The organism is Pelagerythrobacter marensis (assembly GCF_001028625.1).
GTDB classification, from domain to species: domain Bacteria; phylum Pseudomonadota; class Alphaproteobacteria; order Sphingomonadales; family Sphingomonadaceae; genus Pelagerythrobacter; species Pelagerythrobacter marensis.
Genome location: NZ_CP011805.1, coordinates 2,419,497 through 2,437,372, shown reverse-complemented (window position 1 = coordinate 2,437,372; position 17,876 = coordinate 2,419,497). Strand labels below are relative to the sequence as shown.

Below are 17,876 nucleotides of genomic sequence, written 5' to 3'. Positions count from 1 at the left end.
CCAAAGAAACGGGGGCGCAGATCGCTCCACGCCCCCGGTATTCAGTATCTCAATCCTGCTGGCGCGTGGCCGGATGGATCCCGGCAGCCTGCGGCTCACCGACTTCCTCACCGCCGAGCAGATCGTCGTCCACCGTATCGTCGGTCAGGGTGTCGAGATGCATCAGCCTCTTGATCAGCGGGCTGACAACCATGACGACGACGCCAATGCCGATCGCGTAGAGACCGACCGTCTGATAGACGCCCAGCGCGACTTCGCGTCCAGCTTCTTCACCCACATTCTCGCCGCCGGTCGCGGAGGCGATCAGGCCAGCGGCAAAGTTGCCGGTTGCCGAGGCGAAGAACCACGTGCCCATGACTAGCGAAGCCATATGCACCGGGCTGAGGCGATTCATCGCGCTGAGGCCCACTGGCGACAGGCACAGCTCGCCGGTCGTGTGCAGCAGGTAGATCAGGAAAATGAACAGGACGGGCGTCGCATTCTCGATGCCCACGGCCTGCGCGCCCCAGACGAGAACGAGGAAGCCGAGCCCCACCTGGATCACGGCGAGGCCGAATTTCAGCGGCGTGGATGGTTCCCACCCGCGCCGACCGAGCCAGGTCCAGACGATAGCGAACAACGGCGCTAGCAGAACGATGTAGATCGCATTGAGCGACTGGAACTGGGCCGCGGTCGGTTCGATCCCGAAGAACGAGCGGTCCACATGCCTGTCAGTAAACAGGTTCAGCGAGGAACCGGCCTGCTCGAACAGGGCCCAGAACACGATCGAGACGAAAATGAGGAACAGCGCCGCAAAAATGCGATCGCGATCTTCCGACGAGAGACGGGTCACCGCGATGAAGACGACATAGGCGACGAGCGCGAGCCCGAAGAAGAAGAGAACCCAACCGACCAAGTCCTGGTACTGGATTGCGAGCCAGCAGAGCCCGACCATCGCCAGGCCGGCAAGATAGGTCCACCATTCGAGATTGAGCCCGGCGCGGCGCTGCTTGAGCTTGGCCGGTTCCTTCGGCTCACCACGGCCCAGAAGGAGCGGCTTGCCCCATATGAATACGACAAGACCCAGCAGCATGCCGAAACCGGCGGCACCGAAGCCGTAAGACCAGCCGTAGTCAGGGTGCATGCCGAGATAACCGCAAATCAGCGAACCAAGCGCGGCACCAAGGTTAATTCCCATGTAGAAGATCGTGTAGGCCGGGTCGCGCCGAATATCGGTTCGCGGATAGAGCTGGCCCACCATCACCGAGATATTGGCCTTCAGAAAGCCCGATCCGACGATAATCAGCGCCAGTGCCAGCCAGAACACGTTGATGATCACGTTCGACTGTCCGCCATCCCCTTCGAACGCCATGAAGAAGTGGCCCAGTGTCAGCAGGACGGCACCGAACAGCACCGCCTTTCGCTGGCCGAGATACCGATCGGCAAGATAACCGCCGACGACCGGAGCGATATAGACCAGCGCGGTATAGGCACCGTAAATGATCGACGCCTGGGAATCGGAAAACATCCAGTGCTGCACCAGATAGAAGATCAGCAGCGCGCGCATGCCGTAGTAGGAGAAACGCTCCCACATCTCGGCGAAGAATAGGACGAACAGCCCCTTGGGATGACCGAGGATCGTTCCCGCGGAGTCCCCATGCGGCATGGATTGCGTTGCCATCTAGAATGCGCCTCCCTTGTCGGATCGACCGGCCTTCAGGATTGACCGGCTACGCGAGCCCCCCAGGCCCGTTTCAGCTCGCGCACCCTAACGCCAGATTTCTCCATGTGAAGTATTAGTTACAGGCGAAACCGGGGATTTATCGCGAGATAGGGGCATAGTGGGAACCTTGCGCGCCGCGCTGTATTATGTCACTGACGCACCATATGGCGTGCCGCCTCCGCCAGCCGAGGACGAAACCGATGATCCAGCGCCGATGACACAGCAGAGCCGCCCCGTTTACCTCCGGCTGCGCGACCAGATTGCGGCCGCGATTATCGACGGTGATTATGCCGAAGGGGAAATGCTCCCCTCGGTGCGCGCCTTCGCCGCCGAACAGGGGGCCAACCCCCTGACCGTCGCCAAGGCCTATCAGCAATTTCAGACCGACGGGCTGGTGGAAGTCCAGCGCGGGGTCGGCATGTACGTCGTCGCCGGCGCGGCCGAGCGGCTGCGCCGTAACGAGCGCGCACAGTTCCTGACCGAAGAATGGCCCGAACTGCGCGCCCGGATGAACCGCCTCGGGATCGATCCGGCCGAGCTGCTCGAACGCGGGTGACGAAGGTGGTACCAGCGGCACAGCGCGGCGATTGCGCCCGGCGGACACATCTGGCATGCCCCACGGCACGAAACTGCACATCAGGATCGCGCGGCAGCATATGGTGATCGGGTCGCCTGCTTGAGTGATCGCGACGGGACCGCGTTCATGCGAGCATACCGGAGGAAGTGAATGATACGATCGGAACTGCTTCAGGCCCTGGCGAAGGACAATCCGGAGCTTCGCGCTGAGGAAGTCGAACAGGTGGTGGACATCTTCTTCGAAGAGATCGCCGCGCGCCTGACCGAAGGCGGCCGTGTGGAGCTGCGCGGATTTGGTGCCTTCTCCACTCGCGAACGCAAGGCCCGCACCGGCCGCAATCCACGCACTGGCGAACCAGTGGAGGTACCGGCCAAGCGCGTACCCTTTTTCAAGCCCGGCAAGGAAATGCGCGAGCGGCTGAACGCCGATTGATTCGCCCAGGCTGCCGGACAGATCAAGCGGGACAGGCGTCTGCGGGCGTGGCGGAATGGTAGACGCCGGGGACTTAAAATCCCCTGAGGTTTCCCTCGTGCGGGTTCGAGTCCCGCCGCCCGCACCACCTGTACTGAAAGGCCGCTAAGGTAAGACACTTAGAACTTTGACAACCAATCGCTGATAGTTTGTATGCGATTTGGGCAAGCGGCGGCATGCAAACGGGCCGCGGCTGGCGAAAGGCGATAGATGGAACAGGCTCCCAGCCAGGAACCGACCGAACGCGACGGTTCGGCCGAAGCGCGGGCGGCGCCGCGTTTTACCCTGTTAATGCGCGCGGCCAAGCTGCTTGCACCGCAGGGGCAATTCCTGTGCGTTATCCGCGATGTTTCGGCGACGGGCGTCAGCCTGCGCGGGTTTCATCACCTCCCTCAGGGAGACGGGCTGCAACTGGAACTCCAGAGCGGCGAACGCTACACGATCGAGGAAGTCTGGAACCGCGGCGTGGAGGCCGGCTATCGTTTCGACCGGGAAGTCGAGGTCGCCGAACTTCTGGCCGAACCGAGCGACTATCCCAAGCGCCCCCTGCGTCTGGACGTGAGCCTTCCCTTGCGGATCGAATCGACCGGGCACGTGCTGGAAGGCGATCTGGTCAATATTTCGCAGCAGGGCGCCTGCATCGAATGCGCGACCTTTCTTGCGATCGACCAGCCGCTTCGTCTCGTTTCGCGGCGCCTGCCGGACATTCACGCCAAGGTCCGCTGGCGCGACCGCCAGCACTACGGCCTCTCGTTCGATACGACCTTCAATTTGCGCGAACTTGCACACACCACGGCACGGCTGCAGTGTCCTTCACTTCTGGCTGTCCAACCGGGTGAAAGCTAGGCGGGACGGAACGCCATCGCGGCGCCGTTCATGCAATAGCGCTTGCCGGTCGGCGGGGGGCCGTCGCCAAACACGTGCCCCAGATGGCCGCCGCAATCGGCGCAGAGCACTTCGGTACGCGGATAACCGAGCCTGAAATCGGCCTCGGTCACGATCGCGCCCGGCAATGGCTTCCAGAAGCTGGGCCAGCCCGTCCCGCTGTCGTACTTCGTCTCCGAAGCATAGAGCGTATTGCCGCACCCTGCGCAGACGAACGTGCCGGCACGCCTTTCGCGATCGAGTGGCGAGGAATGCGCGCGCTCCGTCCAGCCTTCGCGCAAGACGCGGTACTGGCTGCGGGTCAGCCGTGCACGCCACTGGGCGTCGCTACGCACGACCTTCCATCGGCGCGCTTCCGCCCGTTCGCTGCCGCAGGCACCGAGCGCCAGACCGGCCGAACCGAGCGCCACGAGGCGCAAGGCCGCTCGGCGACCGATCGGTGCGATTTCCTTGTTCATGGCCAGCACGATGCGCCCACCGCCCTGAACATCGCCGGAACGGGGCAGTAGAGTCAGAAAGACGTGACCTCGACTTCGAGCTTGCGGAAGCCGTGAACGAAGTTTGCCCGGACGCGCTCGACATCGCCGGCCACGTGAACCCGCATGCGTCGCGCATGCATTTCTTCCAGCAGAACACGCAGCTGCAGTTCAGCAAGGCGCGCGCCCACGCAGCGGTGAATGCCGTAGCCGAAGGCGAGGTGCCGCCGCGCATTCTCGCGCGTGATGTCGAGCTTGTCGGGGTTCTCGAACACGTCCTCGTCGCGGTTGGCCGAAAGATACCACAGGACGAGCTTGTCGCCCGCCTTGATCTTCTTGCCGAACAGCTCGGTATCTTCGGTGCAGGTCCGGCGCATATGGGCCAGAGGGGTCTGGTAGCGAATGCACTCCTGCACCGCATTGGGGATGAGGTCGGGATTCTCCTCGAACAGCTTGCGCTGGTCGGGGAACGTGTCGAACGCATGGACGATGCCGCTCATCGTATTGCGTGTGGTGTCGTTCCCCCCCACGATCAGCAACACCAGATTGCCCATGAATTCCTGCGGGCTCATCTGGTTCATCGCCGGCGAGTGGATCATCATCGAAATGAGATCCGGTCCCGGCTCCTTATTGGCACGATCGGCCCATAGCTGCTGGAAATAGGCGCCCATTTCGCGCAAAATGCCCTGGCGCATTTCATCTAGGTCGCGCACCATCGCGATCTCCGTATCGCCCGCCCAATCGGACCAGAAGGTCAACAGGCGGCGATCTTCCCACGGGAAATCGAACAGGATCGCCAGCATCCCGGTGGTCAGCTCGATCGAAACCCTGTCGACCCAGTCGAACACCTCCCCTTTCGGAAGCGAATCGAGCAGTTCGCCGGTGCGGTGGCGGATATCATCGTCCAGCCGCTTCATTTCCGCTGGGGTAAAGGCAGGGGCAACGGTGCGCCGCTGACCGGTGTGCTTGGGCCGGTCCATCGCGATGAACATCGGCAGTTCGAAGCGTTCGCGGCCCTGCGCCGCCAGCTGCTCTTCATCAAGCCGGTTGAGGATCGTGATCCCGCCGTGTTCCCAGCTGGACGAAAACAGTTCCGGCAACGCTTCGACATGGCCGATCGCCTTGTGACCGACCACGTTCCAGTATGGCCCCACCGGGCTTTCATCGACCCAGTGGATTGGCCCCTTGGCCCGCATATCGGCGAAGATCGGCTGCCAGCGATCTTCGAAATAGATATCGCTGCGGCTGACATCGTACGGGTGCGTATGGCTCCACTTCTCCTCTGGGTGGAGCGCCAGATGTTCCCGCAGGGCTTCGACCGCGATGGGCGACGTGCGATACTGCCGGGGCTGTTCGGCGAACTGGGTGGCCATAAATCTCTCTCCTCGCCCGCACGCTTGTCGAACCGGTGCGTGGCGCTGCCCATCCTGCCCCTGCTTACCCGCTTGTCAATAGTGCGTTTCGATTTGCGACCTATCGCATCGCAACCCCGATCGGGCATCGCCCGGAAAAAGCGGAGCCGGCGCAACTTAACCGTAACTTTACCACGTCGCGCCAGAACGGTCGGCGTACACCGCATCCGGGGGCTTCGACACGGCAATGGACACACTTCGCGGAAACTTCGATTCGCCCGACTACGGCGAAGCGGATCGCGACTACGACTACTCCGACGAGGAGAGCGGCCGCGAACTCCCGCCCGCCGGGATCGGCACCGACGAGCGCCGCATGCAGGTGCGTGCCTATAACCACTGGGCCGGCCTTCTGGACGAGCGCACTTTCCCTTCGATCGAGGATCTCCATCCCGAGAACCTGCCCGATTTCGGCCCGTACAGCGTCCTGCTCGACTTCACGTCCGGCGTGGACAATCCGGCGGTGCCCTATCTGGGCGTCGAGCTTGCGGTGGAATGCGACGCAAGAGACGGAATCGAAACGCTGGCCGACGTTCCAGCACGGTCTCTGCTCAGCCGAATCACCGATCACTACATGCAGATTCTGGCCAATCAGGCACCGATCGGGTTCGAGGCGGAATTCGTAAACCAGCGCGGCGCCACGATCCTCTATCGCGGCATCCTGCTGCCGTTTTCGAGCGACGACGACACGATCGACTTCATCTACGGCGTGATCAATTGGAAGGAACTGGCCGACCAGCACACGACGGACGAACTGATGCTGGAAATCGATCAGGCGCTCGACGGCGGCGAGGCGGAGCGGCCACGCGAACCCGATCCGGTGACCGACTGGGCCGATGGGCCTTCGGACCCGGCCGGCCCCGGCGAATGGGACGCGGGCGACGAAGAAACGCCGCCTACGCCGATCCCCGAAGGGCCCTGGCGCATGGCGGAAATGATTGCCCGCCAGTCTGCGCCGCGCAAGGCTTACGCCATTCCGCTCGAGCCCGACGATAGCTTCCCGGTGGAAGTGGGCGGGGAGCCTATGGCGGAGGCTGGTCCTTCAGCGATCGACGTGCTCGACCACAATGACGGAGGGCTGGCCGAGACGCTGGCCGCAGCGCGCCAGTGCGCAGATGCCGCGCGCAATAGCGAAGACCGCACACGCGGCGCGCTCTATGCCGCCGTCTCGCGCGCCTACGACGTCAGCCTCGCCGCGAGCGAGGCACCGGAGGAATTTGCGCGTCTGGTTAGTGACCACGGCCTCAAGGTGCAGGAACGCGCGCCGATGACGCCGGTGGTCAAGCTGGTGTTCGGTGCCGACTACGACAAGACTCGCCTGACCGAATACGCCGCCGCGCTGTCCCATGCCCGACGCCTGGGTCTGCCGCGCGGCGCTCTGGCGGATTTCCTGGCCGCAGCGGAAGGCGGCCTCAAGGGTGTCGTCAAGACGGAGCGCCAGTTGCGCCGCGAAGACGCGGGGCAGCAGTCGCAGGCCAGAAAGCCGCGTGAAAAGCTGATGCGCAAGCTTCGTGCCCTCCCGTCACGCGGGTTCGAGGCGATCGCCGCCCAGGGCGAGGAATTCGGCCTTGTGGTCATCCGCCGAATGGATTCGGGCGAAGTTGCGGTGCTCGGCGAAGTGTCGGGTGATGAAGCGCTCGTTGAGCGGGCCGCACGTCACCTCGCGAACTGACGGAACGGACCGCCGCGATCCGGCGCTCGACTGGCGCGTCCGAACACTTCTTCATTGGCGGTTCAGCCGCCAGACGGCTAGCAAGGTGGCGATGCATCTCATCGCCCGAATCCTCGCGCTCGTGGCAGCGCTGTCGCTGGCTGCGCAGCCGGTCGCCGCGCAATCCATTTTGCGCGATGCCGAGACAGAGGCGCTGCTCGACGAGATGGCCGCCCCCCTGGTGGAGGCCGCCGGCCTTCAGCCCGGCAATGTCGATATCGTGCTTATCAACGACAGTTCGATCAACGCTTTCGTCGCCGGCGGACAGGCCGTCTATATCCACACCGGGCTGATCGATGCGGCCGATACCGCGAACGAGGTTCAGGGCGTGATCGCGCACGAACTGGGCCATATCACCGGCGGCCACATCATTCGCCACGGGGAAGGCGCCAGCGCGGCAACCAACATTTCCCTGCTGTCGCTGTTGCTGGGGGTCGGCGCGGCGCTCGCAGGCGCGGGCGAAGCGGCAATGGGCGTGATGATGGCGGGGCAACAGGCCGCGCTGGGCAAGTATCTCGCGTTCAGCCGCGTGCAGGAATCTTCAGCCGATGCCGCGGGTGCGGAATACCTGTCGAAGGCAGGGATTTCGGGCCGCGGATCGCTGGCATTCTTCGGCAAGCTGCAAAATCAGGAATTTCGATACGGCTACAGCCAGAGCGACGAAGCCGGCTTTGCCCGCACCCACCCGCTTTCGGGCGACCGCATCGCTCGCCTGCGCGAAGTGTATCACACCGATCCCGCGTGGGAGACGCCCGACGACGCCGAGCTTCAGCGCCGTTTCGAACGTGTGAAGGCCAAGCTGTTCGGGTATCAGCAGACGCCGCAACGCACGATGCAGGCCTATCCCGAAACGATGACCGGCATTCCGGCGCGCTATGCCCGCGCTTATGCATGGCACAAGGATGCGCAGATGGATCGCGCGCTGGCCGAAACCGATGCGCTGCTGTCCGCCGCCCCCGATGATCCGTATTTTCTCGAACTGAAGGGCCAGATTCTCCTGGAATCGGGTCAACCGCAGGCTGCACTGGCCCCCCTGCGCCGGGCGAGCGAGCTGACTCGCAACCAGCCGCTGATCGCATCGATGTTCGGCCACGCGTTGATCGCGACCGAGGACAAGGACCATTACGAGGAAGCCGAACGGATTCTGCGCGCGGCCGTCGGCCGCGACAGGCTCAATCCCTTTGCCTGGTATCAGCTCGGCGTGGTCTATGCCGCGCGGGGCGACATGCCGCGTGCGCGCCTGGCCAGTGCCGAACAGCAGGTGATGAGCCGGCAATACGCAATGGCGATTCGCAGCGCGCAGGCGGCCGAAGCGGGTCTGCCCGAGGGATCACCGGACTGGATCCGGGCGCAGGACATCGCGCTGCAGGCGCGCGCCGCGCTTGAACGCGAGCGGGAGCGGCGGTAGCGCGCCTGGCCATGACAAGACGCGATTACATCGTTGCCGCGGCCATCGCGCTGATATTCGGGTTCGCGGGCGCTGCCCTATGGTCGCTGAGCGGCCTCGGCAACACGCATACGCGCGCTTACCTTCTGGATAACCCGGAAATCCTCCCCGAGATGGCAGAACGCTATCAGGCGCGTGAGACCGAGGGGCGACTGGCCGATCTGAAGGGCGAAGTGACGACCCCGTTCCCCGGCGCCGTGCTGGGCAATCCCCAAGGCACGGTGACGCTGGTGGAATTTACCGACTATGGCTGCACATATTGCCGGATGAGCCAGCCCGATGTGGCGCGGCTGGTCGAAGCGAACCCCGATTTGCGCGTGGTGGTGCGCGAATGGCCGATATTCCAGGGCAGCGAAGCCGCGGCCCGCATGGCGCTGGCGGCTGCCGAACAGGGCAAGTTCGCCGCATTCCACAAGGCGATGTTCGAACTGGGCCCGCCCAAGGGCGAGAACATCGCCCGTGCAGCGCAGGCCGCCGGCCTCGACATGGCGAAGGCCGAAGCGTTCGCCGGGTCGGAGAAAGTATCCTTCGAACTGGCGAAGAACATGGATTATGCCGAGAAGCTCGGTTTTTCCGGTACGCCCAGTTGGGTGATCGGCGGTCGCGTGTTCGAAGGGGCCATTGGCTATGACGGGCTGGAGGAGGCCGTGGCCGCGGCGCGCGGATCGTGATCGCACGCGCGGCAGCCGGATTGCTGCTGGCCGCGCTCCCTGGTTTTCCCGCCGAAAGCGCGCAGGCGGCTCCGCGCCAAGCCGCTTCAGCCGTCGCTCCCGACCTGCTCGTCGCCGATCTGCAGGCGCTCCGCCACCTGGACGAGCGTCTGCTTGCCATCGGTTGGCGTCTCGGCAGTGGCAATGCCGCCTTCTGCGACGAGGCGCGCCCTGCGATCGGCCTGCTGCTGCTCGACACGGCTGCATATTCGCGGCCCAATGCTGTCCGCACGGCACTCGGCCTGGCCGGCCCGGTGGCAGTGCAGGCGGCTGCCCCTGGCGCGCCGGCCCACGCCGCGGGCCTGCGTCCCGGCGATGAGATCGCGGCCATCGATGGGATAGACGTTGCCGACATCCCCGCCGAATCCGCGAACGACTGGCGCCGGCTGGTCCGGTTGCACGATATCATCGAAACATCGCTTGCCGCCGATGGCAAAGTCGAACTGACGCTCCGAGACGGCCGCAGGCTGGATATCGCCGGCATTGCTGCCTGTCGCAGCCGGTTCGAAATCGTCACAGGCGAGAGCGCTGTCGCCGATGGACGGCGGGTGCTGATCGGGCGCGACTTCGCCGGGTTCGGCTATCGCGAAGATGAACTCGCAGCCGCGATCGCGCACGAACTGGCGCACAACCTTCTGGGGCACCCCGACTGGCTCGATGCGCGCGGACGCAAACGGCGGGACATCCGCATGACCGAGCGCGAGGCCGACCGCCTCATGCCCTGGCTGCTCGCCAATGCCGGCTATGATCCGCACGCGGCGCTGCGCTTCATGCGGCGCTGGGGGCCGCGACATGGAGGCGGCCTTTTCCGCAAGCGAACGCACGATAGCTGGGACGAACGTTCCGATATGATCGAAGCCGAAATTGGCCTGGTCGAGGCACGGCTCGCAAATGGGGCGGCCGCCGACTGGGCACATCACTTCCGCCGCGAAAGCCCCGACGGCAACAGGAATTGAGAAACAAACCGCGCCGGTGTCATTCGGCGGCTTCGACAGTTTCCTCCATGCGATAAAGGCTCGCCAGAGGTTTCGCCATCACGCGCCGCACCATCGGTTCGAAGAACGTCAGGGGTTCGCTCTCGTAATCGGGATCGAAAGCGGCCTGGTCGTATTTTTCGCAGAATTCGGCGCAGGCATCGAAATGTTCGTGCCCCCGGAAGGCCTCACGCGCATCGCGATCCATGCCGAGATAGTGGAAATAGTAGTAGCCCTGAAAATGCCCGTGATGCTTGCAGATCCAGTGCAGTTCGTCGCTGACGAAAGGCGCGATGATCGAAGCCGCGACGTCGGGGTGGTTGTAGCTGCCGAGCGTATCGCCAATGTCGTGCAGCAGCGCCATGACCACATAGTGTTCGTCCCGTCCGTCGCGATGCGCGCGGGTGGCGGTCTGCAGCGAATGTTCCAGCCGGCAGATCGGGAAACCGCCGAAATCGCCTTTCAACAACCGCAGGTGATCGAGCACGCGATCGGCCAGTCCGCCCGCGAGAACCCGATACTCGCCGCCGATTATGGCCCAGTCCTGCGCCGTGCCTTCCTTCATCTCGCGAAATTTCGCGCGTTCGCCTGCATCGCCCATCGTTTCTCTCCCTTGCCCTGAAGTCTAGCGCCGCCGGCAGCGAAGGGTCAAAACAAACTGACCAAGCCGGTGCAAATCGGCTAAGACCCCCTGTCATGGCCATGCTGCCCTTCAGACCGACCCCGTTTTTCGAGGACAAGACTCGCGCGTTCTGGAACCTGCAATTCGCAGGCTGGGGCGGCGCCTTGTTGTTGCGCGCCGTTTCCGGGGCGATCAACGCGCTCGATTTCTCGTTCTTCGTGATTGTCGTAATCGAAACGATCACCGGCTTTTCGATCAGCCTGATCCTGTCGGTGCTCTATCGCGAATTGATCAATCGCCGTCCGTTGATGACCTGGGGCCTGTCCACCCTGGCGCTCGCCCTGGCCGTGCTGGCCTTCGCCTCTATCGGGGTCTGGGCCAAGAGCCTGACCCTGCCTGAAAGCGAGGCCGGCTTCACGGCCCTGCTGATCGCCTACCTCATCTATCCTCTCACGCTGCTCGGCACATGGTCGGCACTGTATTATGCGATCAATTTCTTCCTCCAGGTCGAAGAGCAGGCGGATCGGCTGGAACGGCTGGAGGCGCAGGCGACCGGCGCACAGCTGGCAATGTTGCGGTATCAGCTGAACCCCCATTTCCTGTTCAACACGCTCAATTCGATCAGCACGCTCGTGCTCCTCAAACAGACCGAGCCGGCCAATGCCATGCTAACCCGCCTGTCCTCGTTCCTGCGTCACACGCTGATCAGCCAGCCGGGCGGCAAGGTAACGCTGGCGCAGGAAGTCGACACGCTGAAGCTCTATCTGGGCATAGAACGCATGCGGTTCGAAGAACGGCTGCGGACCGAATTCGCCATCGAACCGGCGGCGGCACAGGGATCCTTGCCTTCAATGCTGCTCCAGCCGCTGGTCGAAAACGCGATCAAGTATGCCGTTTCGCCGCAAGAGGAAGGCGCCCGGATCAGCGTTACGGCTCGGCTCGTCGGAAACCGTCTGCGTATCGCCGTTTCCGATACCGGCCCGGGCTTGCAACAAAGCCCGATACGCCCCAGCCTGCCACTCGCTCTCACTGGCGACGGGCAGGCGGTTTCCACCGGCGTCGGCCTCGCCAACATAAGGAACCGGCTTGCGCAGGCCTATGGCGACGACCACTTGTTCGAGATCCGCACCCCGCCGGAGGGAGGCTTCACCGTGATCATCGAGCTGCCTTACGAAGCCGCGGACAGCGCGGAACCGGCTCCCCCCCAGCAGCGTTTTTCCGAACAATCCTTATCCCCCTCTGCCGCACCGCCGACCACGAAGCGGCCAATCGGAACCGAAACATGACCATTCGCACCATTATCGTCGATGACGAGAAGCTCGCCATTCAGGGCCTGCAGGTCCGGCTCGAACCCTTCGAGGATGTCGAGGTGATCGACACTTGCGCCAACGGGCGCGAGGCGATCCGCAAGATCAAGACCGAAAAACCCGATCTCGTCTTCCTCGATATCCAGATGCCGGGTTTCGACGGTTTTTCCGTGGTCAAGGGCGTGATGGAAATCGAACCGCCCCTGTTCGTGTTCGTCACCGCCTTTCAGGAACACGCGATCCGCGCGTTCGAGGCCAATGCGGTCAATTACCTGATGAAACCGGTCGATCCGGACAAGCTGGCCGACACGATAGAGCGCGTCCGGCTGCGATTGTCCGAAAAGCGTTCCGCCGAAGAAGCCGAAAAACTGCTTAACGTGTTGAGCGAGGTGGCCCCCGACGCTGCCGAAGAGTTCGTCGATAACGACAGCGAGGCGAACGACCGGTTCGAAAAGCTCATCAATGTGAAGGATCGCGGGCAGATCTTCCGGGTCGAGGTCGGCTCTATCGAGCATATCGAGGCGGCCGGCGACTACATGTGCATCTACACCGGCGACAACTCGCTGATTCTGCGCGAAACGATGAAGGATCTGGAGCGGCGGCTCGATCCGCGCAAGTTCCAGCGCGTGCATCGCTCGACCATCGTCAACCTCGACCAGGTGCGGCAGGTCCGGCCGCATACCAATGGCGAATGCTTCCTCGTCCTGGACAGCGGCGCCGAAGTAAAAGTGAGCCGGAGCTACCGCGACGTCGTGGCCCGCTTCGTCCACTAGTCTGGACATCGGCATTGTGCTGGCGCGGCGGAGATAACGGGCCCGCCACAGCTTGAGGCGATCCTGAAAATCCGCCACACGCAGGCCATGACGCAATTCACCCTGCCCGGCTTCGACCTCGACCGCTTCGTCCGCGACACACTGGCGGAGGATCTGGGTGACGGGCTCCCCGGCGGCGGGCGGGATGTGACCAGCAACAGCGTGATACCCGCCGATGCGCGCTTTGCCGGCGTAATGGACACGCGCGACCCGATCGTCGTGGCGGGATTGCCCGTCGCAGCCGCTTTCTTCCGCGCGCTCGATCCGGAGATGGAGATCGAAATCCTGGCCGAGGAAGGGGCGCGCGCGCCTGCCGGAACCGACCTGATGCGCCTTTCGGGCAAGGCCCGCGCCATGCTGACGGCGGAACGCAGCGCGCTCAACACGGCCCAGCACCTTTCCGGGATCGCGACGATGACTCGCGCCTATGTCGATGCGATGGCCAACCCCGCCTGCACGCTGCTCGATACCCGCAAGACCCTGCCCGGCCTGCGAATGCTGGAGAAATACGCCACACGGCAGGGCGGTGCCGCCAACCATCGCATGGGCCTGTGGGACGCAGCGATGATCAAGGACAATCACGTGCTCGTGGCCGGCAGCGTGGGCGAGGCGGTACGGCGCGCAGTAAGTGCCGGGGTGCGCGACATTATCTGCGAGGTCGACCGGCTCGACCAGATCGAACCCGCGCTGGCGGCGGGCGCCACCCGCCTGCTGCTCGACAATATGGCCCCTGCTACCCTGCGCGAAGCGGTGGCCATCGTCGCTGGCCGCGTTCCGACAGAGGCAAGCGGAGGTATCGACCTGTCGACCATCGCGGCGAAGGCGGCGACCGGGGTCGATTTCGTTTCGGTCGGCCGACTGACCCAGAGCGCGCCCGCCGCCGACATCGGCCTGGACTTTACCCCGCTGTGAAATCGGTGCCGGGCCTCGCCCTTGCCCTGGCGGCATTGGCAGCGGGCAGTGCGGCACATGCCCAGGCTTACCAGTGCCGCGTACCGGGTGCGATCTCCGTGCCGGAGGTCCGCCCCGATGCGCGCGCGCGGCAAGTGCCGGTCACCGGCTATACGCTCGCCCTCTCCTGGTCGCCGGAATTCTGCAAGGGGCGGGAGGGCGAGGCACGCCACCGCATGCAGTGTTCGGGCCGGAACGGCCGTTTCGGGTTTGTGGTTCACGGGCTTTGGCCCGAAGGGCGCGGAACCTGGCCGCAATGGTGCCCGACGGTGCGCAAGGTCTCTCCGGCGCAGGCCAGGCGCAACTTGTGCATGTCGCCCGGCGCGCCCTTGCTCGCCCGGCAGTGGGCCAAGCACGGCAGTTGCATGGTCCGACGGCCGGAAACCTATTTCCGCGTCACCCGCATCCTGTGGGATTCGCTGCGCTTCCCCGACATGGATCGCCTCTCGCGCGACGACGCACTGACCGCGGGCATGATTCGCGAGAACTTCCTCCTCGCCAATCGCGGCTGGTCCGCCGATGCAATCGGGATCAAGCTGAACCGCCGCGGATGGCTGCAGGAACTGCGGCTTTGCTACGGCAAGGATTTCCGCCCGACGAAATGCGACCGCGGACGATACGGAGCGAAGGATTCGGCGCGGGTGAAGGTCTGGCGCGGACTGTGACTCACCGCCGCGCACGGAAGAAGGTGCGCAGCAGGTCGGCCGCTTCCGCCTCGCCGATCCCGGAATAGACTTCGGGACGATGCAGGCATTGCGGATGATCGAACACCCTTGCGCCGTGCGCGACTGCGCCCCCTTTCGGATCGGACGCTGCGTAGTAGAGGCGGGCTATCCGCGCGTGGACGATGGCCCCGGCGCACATTGCGCAAGGCTCCAGCGTGACATAGAGATCGCAGTCCGTCAGCCGCTCGTCGCCAATGGTGCTGGCGGCTGCGCGAATCGCCGCAACTTCGGCATGGGCCGTGGGATCGTGGGTGCCGCGCGGGGCATTGCGCCCTTCCCCGATCACTTCGCCCGCGCGGACAACCACCGCGCCGACGGGGACTTCGCCCTCGGCCGCGGCCGACCGCGCAAGCGCCAGCGCGCGCGCCATGGGATCGGGGATCGGCCAGCGGGTCATGTCTCGGCCCCGCTACGCGCTTGCGCTGCCTGCCGCAACGCGCTTGACGATTCGCCTGTGCCCGGCTAAGCGCGCCGCTTTCCGGGAACGGGCGTGCCCAGTTCCCAAGCAGCCAAGAACGAGAGATTTTCCCATGTCGCGCATTTGCGAACTGACCGGCAAGGGCCGCCAGGTCGGCCACAACGTGAGCCACGCCAACAACAAGACCAAGCGTGTCTTCCTGCCGAACCTGCAGCACGTCACGCTGATGAGCGAGAAGCTGGATCGCAGCTTCAAGTTTCGCGTGTCGACCCACGGCCTGCGCTCTGTCGAGCACAACGGCGGCCTCGACAACTGGCTGCTCAAGACCGGCGACGAGAAGCTCAGCGCGCGCGCGCTCAAGGTGAAGCGCGAGCTGAAGAAGGCCCAGGCCGCCGCCTGATCGGGCGGTTCCCGGGCAACCGGGCATAGCGAAAAGGGCGTGCGGAGCGATCCGCGCGCCCTTTTGCTTGTCCGCCGTGCTTTCCGTCTGCCCTCAGCGCTGCGATCACAGCGCGGCCGGGTCGACTTCCAGACGATAGAGCAATGTGCGCTGGAGCACGCCGCGATTGTCGTCGCTGATCAGCCAGATCGTTAGCGATCCATCGGATCGCGGCACCACGGCCAGTCCTTCGAAATTGTCCGCCGGCAGAGGCGCAGCAATCGCCGCCACTTCCCGCCCGCGCCAGGTTTCGCCCGGACGTATGGCAGCCGGATCGGCAATCGCTATCGTCGTGGCAAACGCATAGGGCAGACCAATCGTCACCCTGCGGTGAAGGATCAGCACGCGCCCGTCGGGCAGGGCCGCGGCATCGGACGGGCGATAGCCTTCCGGCGGGGCGTAGCGGAACGCGACCGGGTCCCCGCCTTCAACCGGATCGTGCGGGAACAACAGGGCCGCGCTGCTCGATCCCGCGGTCGGTGCGCCTTCCTCGATTGCAAGGAAGCGGCCATCGGGCAGGCGGGTCAGCGATTCGGGGCCCCCATTGCTCGACCAGCCGCGCATGGCATCGGGGGCTACGCCTTCCCCTTCGCGCAGTGCCGAATCGAACCGGACGATGGTATTGCTGCCTTCGTACGCTGCCCATATCTGCGCAGCGCCGGGCGCAGCGGTCAGCGCCTCAACATCGACGGCATTCTTGCGCGCATGAACGCTGCCGCCAATCGCCCCGAACTCAGGCGCGCGCGGGGCGGCGTCTGGTGGTGCGAAACGCAGGAAGCGGCCGTGGTCGCTGGCCGCAAGCAGGCGACCATCCGGCAAAGCCACCAGCGCCGAATACCCGCCGAAATGGCTGTTGGGGCTGCGCAGTTCCCACACCCCCGCTATCTCGAACCCGCCGATTAGTCCGGGGCGGGCAGCGAGCGGGTCGAACGTCAGGATCGCGCGATAGTCAGGATCGGGCAGGGGTGAGCGCAGCCAGGTGCCCGGGGCAGCAAGCACGGCGACGAGCAACGCCGCGATACGGCGGACGGTTATCGAACGCAGGGCCATCGCGCGGGCCGGCGGCTCAGGGCATGGGGCCGAGGAACAGGAGCGGGTCGAGCCGGAAATCGCGCCATTTGAGGCTCCAGTGCAGGTGCGGCCCGGTGGCCCGCCCGCTCGATCCGATATTGCCGATGTGCTGGCCGCGGCGCACCTCTTGCCCTTCCTCCACCGCAATGCGCGACATGTGGAGGAAAGCGCTGTTCAAGCCCTGTCCGTGATCGATGATCAGCAGGTTGCCTTCGAGGCTGAAAGGTCGCTCGGTCGCAAGCACCACGACACCGTCCGCAGGCGCGACGAATGGCGTGCCGCTTTCCCCGGTCGCGATGTCGAGGCCCGAATGATAGCTACCCGGCTCGCCCCGATAGATGCGCTGCGATCCGAACCGGCCCGAAATACGGCCCGTGACCGGCCAGATGAAGTCCTGCCGCCACCCGTCGCTCTCCGATTCGATCGCGCGTGCGGCGACGATCTGCGCCAGTTCCGGCCGACGGATCTTCATGAAAGCCTCGCTCGGTCCGCCGGAGCGGCGCGCGACGTTGACGTGCTCGATATTCCAGTCGCGAGGGGCAATCGCGATCGGACTTTCGATCGTTCGCCCATCCGCGAGGTCGGCGCGCAGTGTGGCGCGCGCGCCCGCATCGCGATCGAAGGCGGCAAAGAAGCGCCCTTCTTCATCGAGTACGAGCGCCTGTTCGTCCAAACGGACGGTAACCGCACCCGCCGGTGCCTGTCCGCGAATCCAGCCACCCTGGGTCGTTTCGCCCTCGAACACGAAGGTGGTCGGCCCGCGCGCCAGGCCGCTGTTCGGCTGCGGCTCAGGGGCCGGCGGTGGCGGAGCGGGCGACGGTGGCGGGGATGCCGAAACCGGCGCAGGCACCGGCTGCACCACTGCATCGGGCACGTCGGGCGAGGGAATGCAGCTCGCGACGGCGAAGGTCGCGATAGCGCCGATCAACAGGCGCACGGGAAAATGCCGCCGGGTCATTCGCCCTGCGTCATACGGCGCGTGGCGATTTCGGCGCTGGCATAGGGTTCCTGCAGCTCGACGCTCCAGTACCTTAGCTCCTCCAGCGGAACAGCCTCCCCGGTCACCGCGCAGAAGACATGCTGGCCCGCACGCAAGACGCGAAAGCCATTGGGGCCGTAAGCGAGCTTCGCCTCGCCGCCGCTACCGGAATTCATCAACATGGCCATCG

20 protein-coding genes and 1 tRNA gene are annotated in these 17,876 nt (G+C 64.7%); 13 read left to right on the top strand and 8 right to left on the bottom strand.

Annotation, left to right across the window (positions count from 1 at the left end; translation table 11 throughout):
- Nucleotides 1–49: 49 nt before the first annotated feature.
- Nucleotides 50–1,660, bottom strand: coding sequence for a peptide MFS transporter (locus AM2010_RS11585; RefSeq protein ID WP_047807196.1), 1,611 nt, complete (start codon nt 1,658–1,660; stop codon nt 50–52).
- 256 nt (nt 1,661–1,916) lie between these two features.
- Here AM2010_RS11585 and AM2010_RS11580 point away from each other — a divergent pair, with 256 nt between their 5' ends.
- From AM2010_RS11580 to AM2010_RS11565, 4 genes are all read left to right on the top strand, one after another.
- A complete protein-coding gene (locus AM2010_RS11580) occupies nt 1,917–2,258 on the top strand; it encodes a GntR family transcriptional regulator (protein ID WP_047807943.1) in 342 nt (113 codons plus the stop codon).
- A gap of 171 nt (nt 2,259–2,429) precedes the next feature.
- The gene (locus AM2010_RS11575; RefSeq protein ID WP_047807195.1) at nt 2,430–2,711 is read left to right on the top strand and encodes an integration host factor subunit beta; all 282 of its coding nucleotides are present in this window, start codon (nt 2,430–2,432) and stop codon (nt 2,709–2,711) included.
- Between the two features lie 41 nt (nt 2,712–2,752).
- A tRNA-Leu gene (locus tag AM2010_RS11570) sits at nt 2,753–2,838 on the top strand.
- Nucleotides 2,839–2,960: 122 nt separating this feature from the next.
- Nucleotides 2,961–3,596 carry a PilZ domain-containing protein gene (locus tag AM2010_RS11565; protein WP_047807194.1) on the top strand — a complete coding sequence of 212 codons (636 nt, stop codon included), beginning with the start codon at nt 2,961–2,963 and terminating at the stop codon, nt 3,594–3,596.
- Here AM2010_RS11565 and msrB read toward each other — a convergent pair.
- Nucleotides 3,593–4,093, bottom strand: coding sequence for a peptide-methionine (R)-S-oxide reductase MsrB (gene msrB / locus AM2010_RS11560; RefSeq protein WP_047807193.1), 501 nt, complete (start codon nt 4,091–4,093; stop codon nt 3,593–3,595). The two genes, AM2010_RS11565 and msrB, sit on opposite strands and share 4 nt — an antisense overlap.
- 53 nt (nt 4,094–4,146) lie before the next feature.
- Nucleotides 4,147–5,484 carry a cytochrome P450 gene (locus AM2010_RS11555; protein WP_047807192.1) on the bottom strand — a complete coding sequence of 446 codons (1,338 nt, stop codon included), beginning with the start codon at nt 5,482–5,484 and terminating at the stop codon, nt 4,147–4,149.
- Between the two features lie 226 nt (nt 5,485–5,710).
- On the opposite strand from AM2010_RS11555, the gene AM2010_RS11550 reads away from it, so the two are divergent.
- From AM2010_RS11550 to AM2010_RS11535, 4 genes are all read left to right on the top strand, one after another.
- Entirely contained in the window at nt 5,711–7,192 is a 1,482-nt protein-coding gene (locus tag AM2010_RS11550; protein ID WP_047807191.1) for a PAS domain-containing protein, read from the top strand.
- Between the two features lie 91 nt (nt 7,193–7,283).
- Nucleotides 7,284–8,639: a M48 family metalloprotease gene (locus AM2010_RS11545; RefSeq protein ID WP_047807190.1), complete on the top strand. Its 1,356-nt coding sequence runs from the start codon at nt 7,284–7,286 to the stop codon at nt 8,637–8,639.
- Nucleotides 8,640–8,650: 11 nt separating this feature from the next.
- Nucleotides 8,651–9,349: a DsbA family protein gene (locus AM2010_RS11540; RefSeq protein WP_053044074.1), complete on the top strand. Its 699-nt coding sequence runs from the start codon at nt 8,651–8,653 to the stop codon at nt 9,347–9,349.
- Nucleotides 9,346–10,344 (top strand): PDZ domain-containing protein, encoded by a 999-nt coding sequence (locus tag AM2010_RS11535; RefSeq protein WP_236699457.1) that lies wholly within the window; start codon nt 9,346–9,348, stop codon nt 10,342–10,344. The genes AM2010_RS11540 and AM2010_RS11535 overlap by 4 nt, the downstream gene beginning before the upstream one ends.
- 19 nt (nt 10,345–10,363) lie before the next feature.
- Here AM2010_RS11535 and AM2010_RS11530 read toward each other — a convergent pair whose 3' ends face one another.
- Nucleotides 10,364–10,963, bottom strand: coding sequence for an HD domain-containing protein (locus AM2010_RS11530; protein ID WP_047807189.1), 600 nt, complete (start codon nt 10,961–10,963; stop codon nt 10,364–10,366).
- Nucleotides 10,964–11,058: 95 nt separating this feature from the next.
- Between AM2010_RS11530 and AM2010_RS11525 the strand changes: the two genes are divergently transcribed.
- From AM2010_RS11525 to AM2010_RS11510, 4 genes are all read left to right on the top strand, one after another.
- A complete protein-coding gene (locus tag AM2010_RS11525; RefSeq protein WP_047807188.1) occupies nt 11,059–12,270 on the top strand; it encodes a sensor histidine kinase in 1,212 nt (403 codons plus the stop codon).
- Nucleotides 12,267–13,064 carry a LytR/AlgR family response regulator transcription factor gene (locus AM2010_RS11520; RefSeq protein WP_047807187.1) on the top strand — a complete coding sequence of 266 codons (798 nt, stop codon included), beginning with the start codon at nt 12,267–12,269 and terminating at the stop codon, nt 13,062–13,064. Before AM2010_RS11525 ends, AM2010_RS11520 begins: the two co-directional genes overlap by 4 nt.
- Nucleotides 13,065–13,151: 87 nt before the next feature.
- On the top strand, nt 13,152–14,015 hold the full coding sequence (gene nadC / locus AM2010_RS11515) for a carboxylating nicotinate-nucleotide diphosphorylase (protein WP_047807186.1): 864 nt from the start codon (nt 13,152–13,154) through the stop codon (nt 14,013–14,015).
- The gene (locus tag AM2010_RS11510; RefSeq protein ID WP_047807185.1) at nt 14,012–14,719 is read left to right on the top strand and encodes a ribonuclease T2 family protein; all 708 of its coding nucleotides are present in this window, start codon (nt 14,012–14,014) and stop codon (nt 14,717–14,719) included. The genes nadC and AM2010_RS11510 overlap by 4 nt, the downstream gene beginning before the upstream one ends.
- A 1-nt stretch (nt 14,720) precedes the next feature.
- Here AM2010_RS11510 and tadA read toward each other — a convergent pair whose 3' ends face one another.
- The gene (gene tadA / locus AM2010_RS11505; RefSeq protein ID WP_047807184.1) at nt 14,721–15,176 is read right to left on the bottom strand and encodes a tRNA adenosine(34) deaminase TadA; all 456 of its coding nucleotides are present in this window, start codon (nt 15,174–15,176) and stop codon (nt 14,721–14,723) included.
- Nucleotides 15,177–15,309: 133 nt separating this feature from the next.
- Between tadA and rpmB the strand changes: the two genes are divergently transcribed.
- Entirely contained in the window at nt 15,310–15,597 is a 288-nt protein-coding gene (gene rpmB / locus AM2010_RS11500) for a 50S ribosomal protein L28 (protein ID WP_047807183.1), read from the top strand.
- A 105-nt stretch (nt 15,598–15,702) separates the two neighbouring features.
- Here rpmB and AM2010_RS11495 read toward each other — a convergent pair whose 3' ends face one another.
- Genes AM2010_RS11495 through AM2010_RS11485 form a run of 3 tightly spaced genes read right to left on the bottom strand, consistent with a single transcriptional unit; the run spans nt 15,703 to nt 17,868 of the window.
- A complete protein-coding gene (locus AM2010_RS11495; RefSeq protein ID WP_047807182.1) occupies nt 15,703–16,686 on the bottom strand; it encodes an esterase-like activity of phytase family protein in 984 nt (327 codons plus the stop codon).
- 16 nt (nt 16,687–16,702) lie between these two features.
- Nucleotides 16,703–17,665 carry a M23 family metallopeptidase gene (locus tag AM2010_RS11490; protein WP_053044073.1) on the bottom strand — a complete coding sequence of 321 codons (963 nt, stop codon included), beginning with the start codon at nt 17,663–17,665 and terminating at the stop codon, nt 16,703–16,705.
- Nucleotides 17,662–17,868: a DUF2093 domain-containing protein gene (locus AM2010_RS11485; protein WP_047807939.1), complete on the bottom strand. Its 207-nt coding sequence runs from the start codon at nt 17,866–17,868 to the stop codon at nt 17,662–17,664. Before AM2010_RS11485 ends, AM2010_RS11490 begins: the two co-directional genes overlap by 4 nt.
- Nucleotides 17,869–17,876 lie beyond the last annotated feature (8 nt).